The sequence below is a fragment of the Acidiphilium sp. PM genome (assembly GCF_000219295.1).
GTDB lineage: Bacteria > Pseudomonadota > Alphaproteobacteria > Acetobacterales > Acetobacteraceae > Acidiphilium > Acidiphilium multivorum.
In genome coordinates this window covers 18,208-27,474 of sequence record NZ_AFPR01000041.1, presented here as the reverse complement: position 1 = coordinate 27,474, position 9,267 = coordinate 18,208, and the positions used below count along the sequence as shown (strand labels likewise).

At 59.1% G+C, this 9,267-nt stretch carries 7 protein-coding genes; 4 read left to right on the top strand and 3 right to left on the bottom strand.

Features of this window, described 5'->3' with window-relative positions:
• Positions 1 to 53 precede the first annotated feature (53 nt).
• The 3 genes from APM_RS20160 to APM_RS01510 form a co-directional block, all read right to left on the bottom strand.
• Positions 54 to 973 (bottom strand): IS630 family transposase gene (locus tag APM_RS20160; RefSeq protein ID WP_138919144.1). Its coding sequence is split into 2 segments (ribosomal slippage): positions 54 to 634 and positions 634 to 973, totalling 921 coding nucleotides; the frame shifts between segments, so codons are not numbered across the junction.
• 169 nt (positions 974 to 1,142) lie between these two features.
• Positions 1,143 to 2,636: an FGGY-family carbohydrate kinase gene (locus APM_RS01515; RefSeq protein WP_007421592.1), complete on the bottom strand. Its 1,494-nt coding sequence runs from the start codon at positions 2,634 to 2,636 to the stop codon at positions 1,143 to 1,145.
• A gap of 33 nt (positions 2,637 to 2,669) precedes the next feature.
• On the bottom strand, positions 2,670 to 3,647 hold the full coding sequence (locus tag APM_RS01510) for a sugar-binding transcriptional regulator (RefSeq protein ID WP_007421591.1): 978 nt from the start codon (positions 3,645 to 3,647) through the stop codon (positions 2,670 to 2,672).
• A gap of 130 nt (positions 3,648 to 3,777) precedes the next feature.
• Between APM_RS01510 and APM_RS01505 the strand changes: the two genes are divergently transcribed.
• The 4 genes from APM_RS01505 to APM_RS01485 all read left to right on the top strand — a co-directional run bounded on the left by APM_RS01505 (position 3,778) and on the right by APM_RS01485 (position 9,266).
• Complete coding sequence (locus APM_RS01505; protein ID WP_007421590.1) at positions 3,778 to 5,130, top strand: iron-containing alcohol dehydrogenase; 1,353 nt, start codon at positions 3,778 to 3,780, stop codon at positions 5,128 to 5,130.
• A 3-nt stretch (positions 5,131 to 5,133) separates the two neighbouring features.
• Positions 5,134 to 5,949, top strand: coding sequence for an HAD-IIB family hydrolase (locus APM_RS01500; RefSeq protein WP_007421589.1), 816 nt, complete (start codon positions 5,134 to 5,136; stop codon positions 5,947 to 5,949).
• Complete coding sequence (glpD, locus tag APM_RS20155; protein ID WP_007421588.1) at positions 5,946 to 7,475, top strand: glycerol-3-phosphate dehydrogenase; 1,530 nt, start codon at positions 5,946 to 5,948, stop codon at positions 7,473 to 7,475. Before APM_RS01500 ends, glpD begins: the two co-directional genes overlap by 4 nt.
• 183 nt (positions 7,476 to 7,658) lie before the next feature.
• The gene (locus tag APM_RS01485; protein WP_007421587.1) at positions 7,659 to 9,266 is read left to right on the top strand and encodes a sugar ABC transporter ATP-binding protein; all 1,608 of its coding nucleotides are present in this window, start codon (positions 7,659 to 7,661) and stop codon (positions 9,264 to 9,266) included.
• The last annotated feature ends 1 nt before the right edge of the window (position 9,267 follow it).

Below are 9,267 nucleotides of genomic sequence, written 5' to 3'. Positions count from 1 at the left end.
AGAAACAGTCAAACATGGGTCAAATCTCAGTGGAAAAATCCGGCCTTCCCGGGTCACTTCTCAGTGGAAATCAACATGATGGTGTCGATGATCTGTCCGATTGCACTCCAGAGTCGGTCGATGGTGCGCTCGCTGGCTTTGCGCAGCATAGCCTTGATCTTCGAGAAGGCATTCTCGATCGGGTTAAAGTCGGGGCTGTAGGGTGGAAGATAGAGCAGGCTGGCGCCGGCGGCTTCGATCATCTGGCGGATGATGGGTGCTTTGTGGCTGCCGAGATTGTCCATGATCACGATATCGCCGGACCGCAACTCGGGGATAAGCACCTTCTCGACATAGGTCCGGAAACTACGGCCGTTGATCGGAGCGTCGATCACCATCGGTGCCACGATGCCGTCGAGCCGCAGACCGGCGACAAAGGTGGTGGTCTTCCAATGGCCGAACGGGATGCCGGCGCGCAGCCGTTCACCTTTCCCGGCACGGCCGTAGCGCCGGGCCATGTTGGTGGACGCCCAGGTTTCATCGATGAAGATCAGCCGCTCGGGTTCGAGATCAATCTGGTCCTCAAACCACTCACGGCGCCGCTTCAGGACGTCCGGGCGGTCCTGCTCCATCGCATGCCCGGTCTTTTTTTCAGCGTGATCCGGTGCCGGCCGAAGAACCGCCAGATCGTCGAAATGCCAAACCACTCCGAACGGTCCGTCATCAGCCGCTCCCGCACCTCGACAAGTGTCAGGTCCGGCGTCGTCTTGACCAGGTCAAGGATAAACCCCGCATGGCGCTCGATACGCTCCGAGCGGCGGTCACCGCCCACCTTCATCGGCGCCGGCGAACCCTTCTCCCGGGCCAGCTGCGCCCAGCGAACCGCGGTCGCAATCCCAACCCCGAAGCGTTCAGCCGCCTGACGACGCGACATCCCGCCGTCAATCGCCGCAACCACCCGTTCACGCAAATCCAGCGAAAGTACCTTCACCATGCATGCCAGCCTCCTTCGCCAGCAAACATCGTGAATCACCTCTCACCCGATTCGGGAATCCCCATACGATTCACTCAGGTCAGAAAATGCTCTAACTCCGTGGGCAGGGCAGGGAGCTTATTCCTGGTAGTAGCGGCGGGCGCATAGCGCCGGCGCATTGCCATGGACTTCAGGACCGCTGCAACGCTTTCATCGTAGCGGCGTAGAGCTTTGATTGTGCCGACGACAGTGCGGCCCATCGATCGCGTGTACTTGGATCCGGGGAAATCCGCTGTGCGGTTCGGGACATGGCAGCAGCGGCCGAATCGATGGTTTCGTACCAACCGACCGCGAAGGCCGCGGTGATGCCAGCACCGAGAGCGGAGCCCTCATCGGACTCGCCGCGATAAACAGGTAATCCCGTGGCGTCGGCGAACATCCTGAGCCAGAGAGCCGAGGCGGCACCACCACCAACAGCGATAATCCGTTCGGCAGCAAGTCCTGCCATTCGCATAGCGGCTACGGCGCGTGCGGTCTCGAGAGTCAGGGCTTCGAGCGAGGCATGATAGAGATGAGCAGTCGTATGATGGGCCCCGAGACCGATAAAAGCAGCGCGGGCATCAGGGTTCCAGTGGGGATCCATGCAGCCGGTGAGATACGGCAGGACCAGCAAGCCTTCCGAGCCGACTGGGATTTGCGACGCCAAGGCCTCAAGTCGGACGAAGATGTTTGGATCGGCGCGGCCTCCGGCGAAATTATCGATCAGCCAATTGACGAAAAAGGCTCCGGCGCGCTGCACTGCTTCGAGAAAATACCCCTCTCCCGTGGGAGATGTCATGGTTCTCCAATAACGGTCCGTGAGTGGATCCGGCGACCACAGGCCAGCGACTAGGGCCGTGCCGAGATTGAGATAGACAGTGCCGGGCCTAACGGCATTTGCGCCCAAACCGGCACATTGGCCGTCGCCGCCGGCCGCAACGATCGGCGTGCCCGGACGAAGCCCCGTCTCGGCGGCACCGGGATCCGAAACACAACACATCACAGTTCCTGGCGCGTGAACCGGTGGCAGCTTCGTGATCGAAATGTCAACACTGTCAAGGATGGGGATTGACCAGTTCTTGCTCTGTAGGTCGAAGATACCGAGTGGGTCCGCGCTGGTGTGTGTGGCATGCGGCGAACCGCTCAGCCGCATCGTGAGGAAACCGTGAACATCCAGAATCTGTGCCGCCCGGTCGAGTAGATCAGGATTGTGGCGGCGAAACCAGTGGAGGCGGTACACGGCTGGGATCACGTCGGGTTGCTTGCCGGTGATCCGGTGCAGGCGCTCGGCACCGAACGCCTCGGCGAAGTCACGGAAACTCTCGGCCGCCCTGCCGTCGATCCAGAGAGTTGCAGGGGCGAGCGGTCGGCCTGCAGCGTCTACGAAAACCATCGTCTCGCGCTGGTCGGATATCGCGATTGCATCGACATCAGCTGGATCGATTTTGGCAAGCACAGCTCGCAGTGCCTCGCGCGTCGACGACCACCAGGTTTCCGCATCCTGCTCGGCATGGCTGGGATGGGGTTGGTCCGTCCGGATCGCTACTCGGCCTTCGGCCACTGCGTGACCATCTCGTGTCCAGGCAATAGCCTTAGTCGATTGCGTAGATGCATCGATACCGATGACATATTTTTCTCCGCCCATAACGCCCTCCCATGACGCAAAGCCGGTTGTTTATTAGCGCAGCAGCCACTCTGCTGTTGCGCTGTCGGTTATTAGATGTGTCGCATACCCGCCGCGGAGCGCGGCGCGGATTGCCTCGCGCTTGTCGCGGCCGCCGGCTAGGCAGATTCTGACCGGAATACGGCGCAACTCGTCGAGTGAGATGCCGATCATGCGTTCGTCCAGCGGGCCGGAGACCGGCCGACCATTGGCGTCGATGAACCGACCAATAATAACGCCCTTGGAGCCCGCCGCGGCATAGGCATCAAAGGTATCGGGGCCGGCAAGTTCGGCCGCGCGGACCGTGCTTGATGGACCAATATCACCGACGCCGAAGATGATCTTCGTCGCCGACCGGATGAGGTTGAACTGCCTGGCAAGGATCGGCTCCTGCAGCAACGCGTCGCGCAGTGAACGGGAACTCACCACAGCGGGTGCGAGCAGATTGACGCAGCGTGCGTCCAGCCTGTTCGCTAGCAGGGAGGTGCAGAATTCCGGCGAAAAATCAGACGACCCGAACGTACTTCCAGAGACCTGCACGACAGTGAGGGACGACACCGGATAATTACCTGAGATCGCCCGGGCTGTCGCAAGGACCGTGCGCCCCCAAGCGACGCCAATCACGTCGCCGGTTTCGACATATTGGGTAAGAATTCGGGAGCCGGCATTACCGATCCGATCGGTCAGCGGCGTCGGGCCGTCTGAGGGAACGACGAGAGCACCGACGAGCCCGTGGCGTTCGGCTAGGCGCCGCGCGAGCAAGGCCCGAGTCGAAATCTCGGCATTGACTTGAATCGACACGACACCGCGCTGACGGGCGTCGCGCAGGAGATTGACTACCGTAGCACGAGACACTCCGAGGATCTTTGCGACGTCGCTCTGAGTCAATTCGTCGACGTAGTAAAGCCATGCGGCCCAGACAACATCGTTATCGAGCTCCATCGGCAGCACGACCTTCCGCTCGGCCGCCTCACCATTGCCATCATGCTCCATGGTCGGAATGTTGTCCTCCTCCCTCGACTCTATGGAGTGCGTTGTCAGATGTCAAACTATAGTAAATTTTGTCTTGACATTCGACATGATAGTTTGTCATTTGTCCAAGACGATAACTTGGAGAAGCTTAATGCCGGCAGCGGGTGGGCTCGCACGGACAGCGACGTCGAACGGACAGTGGACCTTCCTCATCGACGATATCGTCGCCGGGCGCTGGGTAAACCCGGAAACGGGGGATTACGCGACCGTTCCTTATGATTCGATTGTAATCGCCGACTCTCTTGATGGCGCGGAAGCCGACCTCGTGCGCGATCTTGGTCTTGGCCCCCGTCTCGCCGTGGTCTTCGACCAAGCGACGGAGGCCGCACTGGGTGAGCGCGTCGCGCAGCGCCTTGGGTCGATAGCGACGGTTGAGCGGGTCGTCCTCGATGCGCCTCACGCTGATATGCGGTCCGTCGAGGATCTTGCTGCGCGAACGCGAGGTGTGGATGCGCTAGTCGCGGTCGGATCCGGCACGATCAACGACCTCTGCAAATACGTCACCAGCTGTGATGGCAGGCGATACTGCGTGTTTCCTACGGCCTCCTCGATGAACGGCTACACCTCGACGACAGCGTCGATCACGCTCGACAGCGGCTTGAAAGTTTCTCTGCGGTCCCATGCACCCTCGGGCTGCTTCTGGGATCTCAGCGTTTCCGCGTCTGCGCCTAAATTCCTTGCGGCGTCGGGCTTCGCAGATTGCATCGCGCGCTCCGTGGCTCAGGTCGATTGGTGGCTCTCTCACCGCCTCTTAGGTTCCGCTTATTCGACGGCACCTTATGTCATCCAGGATGCGGACGAAGCGGAACTGAACCGGCGTGCAGCCAGCTTACCGGCAGGTGACATAGAAGCCTTCGGTTATCTCAGCCGCGTCCTCACGCTCTGCGGATTGGGGATATCCTTTGCGGGTACGTCGAGCCCAGGATCGATGGGTGAGCACCAAATCTCCCATTATATCGACTGCTTCGCTGGCGATCGGCATCCCGGCACCCTGCACGGGCAGCAGGTAGGAGTGGCGTCGCTGACACTGGCGCGGGTGCAGCAGAGTTTACTTGCATCCGAAACACCGCCGAAGCTCAAGCCGACGGAGATCGATCCGCAGGACATGGCGCAACGGATGGGCCGTGAGATCGCCGCGCAATGTTATGCTGACATAGCACCGAAACGTCTCGATGCCGTCGGCGCTGAGGCTCTCAATAAACGCCTCGCTGAACTCTGGCCGGCGTTGCGAGAGGAGACACGTCCAATGATGATACCCGTCTCAGAAATGGAAAGTCTTCTGCGGTCAGCCGGAGCACCAGTCTCGGCAAAAGATCTCGGCCTATCTAGTGACTTCTACCATGAGGCAGTGCTTCACGCGCGGGAAATGCGCAATCGCTTTTCCTTTCTCGATCTGGCCGCGGATGCCCGCCTGCTCGAGTCTTTTGTGACGACAGAGGATTGATCTATGCGCCCGATCTGTGAAATGTCGGATGAAGTGGCGCGCCAAGTTCGTGTGGTCTTCGCCGATATCGACGATACGATCACCGAGGAAGGCCGACTGCCGGCCCACTCATATGCTGCACTGGAAGCGCTCGATAACGCCGGAATCGCTGTCGCACCGGTGACCGGCCGGCCGGCGGGCTGGTGCGACATGATCGCCCGCTTCTGGCCGGTAGCCGGCGTGGTAGGCGAGAACGGCGCCTTGTATTTCGCTTATGATCGCGGCGAGCGGCGGATGCACCGAGTCTTCGCTGCGTCTGAGGAACAGCGAGCGGCCAACCGTGTGCGCCTTCGTTCACTCGCCGATCGTATCCTTGCTGACGTGCCGGGTTGCGCCGTCGCCGCCGATCAGCTGTATCGTGAAGCGGATCTCGCCATCGATATCTGCGAGGACGTCACCCCACTGCGCGAAGCAGACGTCTCGCGAATCGCGACGCTCTTTGCCGAGGCCGGGGCAACGGCGAAAGTATCGTCCATCCACGTCAATGGGTGGTTTGGCGATTACGACAAGCTCACGATGTGCCGCCAGTTCGCGAACGACATTCTGCATCTGGATATCGCCCGCGACAATGCGAAGATCGTCTTTGTGGGCGACAGCCCGAACGACGCACCCATGTTCGGCTTCTTCGCGAATAGCTGCGGCGTCGCGAATGTCCGTCAATTCATCGGCGCGCTCCCTGCCGAGCCGGCCTATGTGACGAAGGCGACTAGTGCTGGAGGCTTCATCGAGGTCGCGGAGCGTCTTCTTGCCGTCCGGCAAGATAGGCATTGTGCTCCATGAGTCGCATTTACGATCTAGCTGTGATCGGCGGTGGGATAAATGGCTGCGGCATTGCCCGTGATGCCGTGGGACGAGGGTTGACGGTTGCGCTGTGTGAGCAGGGCGATATTGGCGGTGCGACGTCGTCGGCGTCGACAAAGCTGATCCATGGCGGGCTCAGGTATCTTGAACACTACGAGTTTCGCCTAGTTCGCCATGCACTTGCCGAACGAGAGCGGCTTTTAGGTATCGCGCCACATATCATCTGGCCGCTGCGTTTCGTATTGCCGCACCGTCGCGGCTTGCGTCCCGCTTGGTTGCTGCGCGCTGGTCTATTCCTTTACGACCATCTCGGCACGCGCAAGGTGCTACCCAGCACACGCACAATTCGTCTATCGAGAGATCCCCTCGGTGCGCCATTACGCGACGTGTCCTCAATTGGCTTCGAGTATTCTGATTGTTGGGTACAAGATAATAGATTGGTCGTGCTCAACGCTATGGATGCAGAAGAGCGTGGAGCGACGGTGTTGCCGCGATGTCGATGCGTGCGTGCTGAGCGCGTTGAGGGAATCTGGCATCTTCAACTTCACCGGCCGAACGGCTTGGAGCCGATGACGATCCGCTCACATGCGCTAATCAATGCAGCCGGACCATGGGCCGGCGAGATCGGTATGCAAGTGCTCAGCCGGGGTGCCGCAGGCTCCGTGCGTCTCGTTCAAGGTTCTCATATCGTCGTGCGGCGACTCTACGATCACGACCGCTGCTACATTTTCCAGAATCCCGACGGGAGGATATTTTTCGCAATACCCTATGAAGATGATTTTACGCTGATTGGCACTACCGATCGTGACTATCATGGCGATCCCGCTGATGTCACCGCTAATTCCGAGGAGATTGACTATCTCTGCAAGGCGGCTTCCAGCTATTTTCGGCAGTCAGTAAGACCGGACGACGTTGTCTGGACGTATTCTGGCGTGCGGCCGCTGTATGATGACGGTGCAACGGCAGCGCAGGAGGCGACGCGAGATTATGTGCTGACCCTAGACCGTGATGCCGACGGACGAGCGCCCCTACTCTCAATCTTCGGTGGGAAAATTACGACCTATCGCTGCCTTGCTGAAGATGCATTGCATCGTCTCGCTGAGATCGAACCACGTTGCGGCCGCAATGAAGGATGGACCGCCACATCCTCCCTTCCAGGTGGAGATTTTCCTCGCGACGGAGTATCGGCACTCGCCGACGAACTCACCCGACGCTATGCTTTTCTTTCAAAATCTCGGGCGATGCGGCTCGTCCGACATTACGGAACGCGAAGTTATGCCTTACTCGGTGACACGCGCAAAGTCGAAGATCTTGGACAAGATTTTGGCGGCGGACTGACCGAGCGAGAAGTCACATATCTGCGTTCGCATGAATACGCCGAAACGGTAGACGATATTGTCTGGCGTCGAACCAAGGCGGGCCTGCATATGACGCAGGGCGACTTGGCTGCCCTTGGCCATTGGTGGCATGGCCATGCTTCCAGCCGATGTTATGCCGATCGATGACCCGTCTGCAGTAATAGAGAAAGAGGGTCTTATAAATACGTCTGAATAGTCGAAAAAAATAACCAGGAGCGGGAAAATAAGCCCGGCGAAGAGGAACGTTTAACAATGATCATTCATATTCCGATGAGCAGGATCAATACGGCGGGAAACGTCTAACATGTTGCCCGGGCAACCCGAAGCGACATGGTGGGTCAAGTGATGGCGCCGGCATTGGTCCAGCCAGAACATGTGGTGGACGTTACGGAAAGCGGATCACAGCCGGTCTCGTTGAACTGCGCAAAACTCGGAAAGCGGTTCGGGCACACTGACGTGCTTACCAATGTAACATTGTCGGCCGCAAAGGGGCGCGCGCTGGCGCTGATGGGCGAGAATGGCGCTGGAAAGTCAACGTTACTCGGGATCTTTGCAGGACTGCTCACTCCATCATCCGGCGGTGTCTTTGTGCACGGGGAAGCGGTAGAGAATTTTACTCCAACGGAGGCACAGCGCCGCGGCGTGCAGATCGTCACCCAGGAACTCTCGCTCGTGCCCGCTCTAACAGTGTGGGAAAACATTCACTTAGGTCGCGAGTTATGCCTGGGCGGCTGGGAGCACGGCGTGCTTGACCGACGGCACATGCGCAAGCGGACGGCGGAGCTTCTTGATTCGTTCGGCCTAAACATTTCACCTGATACCCGCATTGACGACCTTAGTCTGTCTCATGCGCAGGTTGTCGAGATCCTGAAGATCTACAATCGAAAACCAGAGATTCTTCTGTTAGATGAACCTACATCGGCTTTGACGGAGGGCGAAACACGATCGCTCTTCAAGCTCATCCATCAGATGAAGTCGGCCGGTACGTCGATCGTCTTCACAACCCATAAGATGAACGAGATAGGACAAATCGGTGACGATGTGGTGGTGCTTCGGGATGGTCGAATCACGCTGAACGGCCAAGTCGACAAGACGCCGACGGATGAGATCGTCAGCGCCATGGTCGGCAGAGAGCTTTCGACCATCGATCTGCAATTGCATCAGCCGAACTATGATGCTCGCATCGTGTTTGAGTCACGCAATCTCATTACGACGAAGGACAAAGTCGAAGGTGTGAGTCTGACCTGTAGAGCTGGCGAGATTCTGGGTCTTGCAGGCATTGCCGGTGCCGGGCGGACTGCCTTCATGGAATGCGTGTTTGGGATCGGGGGCCACTTTGGCGGCGATGTAGTCATTAATGGTCGAACCTATTCCGGCCGCCGTCCCGGGCGATCGATCGCGGCCGGTGTCGCTTACGTGCCGCAGGACCGGAAATCAGCCGGTCTGGTTCTGGCCCAGGATGTCGTGACAAATACGTCCCTTACTCAACTCAACGCCTTCTGCACACCACTCGGCATAGTCCGGCGGGGGGTAGAACGCGAGCGCTCGGAGAAGTCGCTGACCGCATTGCGGACCCGCTATCATGATCTTGGTCAGGAAGTGGGCGAACTAAGCGGTGGAAACCAGCAAAAGGTGCTACTGTCACGTTGGCTCATCTCCGATCAGCCCGAGGTTCTGTTGCTCAACGAACCAACCCGCGGCATAGATGTCGGTGCCAAAGTCGATATCTATCGCATCATTGCAACGCTGGCCGAGCGTGGCGTTGCGGTGATCGTCTCCTCGAGCGAACTACCAGAACTCATGCTGCTCTGCCACGCCGTCGCAGTATTCCGCAGCGGCGTGCCTCAGCGGATATTTTCGCGTGGCGAGTTTTCTGAGGAAGACATCATCCGCGTGGCGATCGGCGAAGGTGCCGCAGCCGACGCCTCCGAAGCATAGG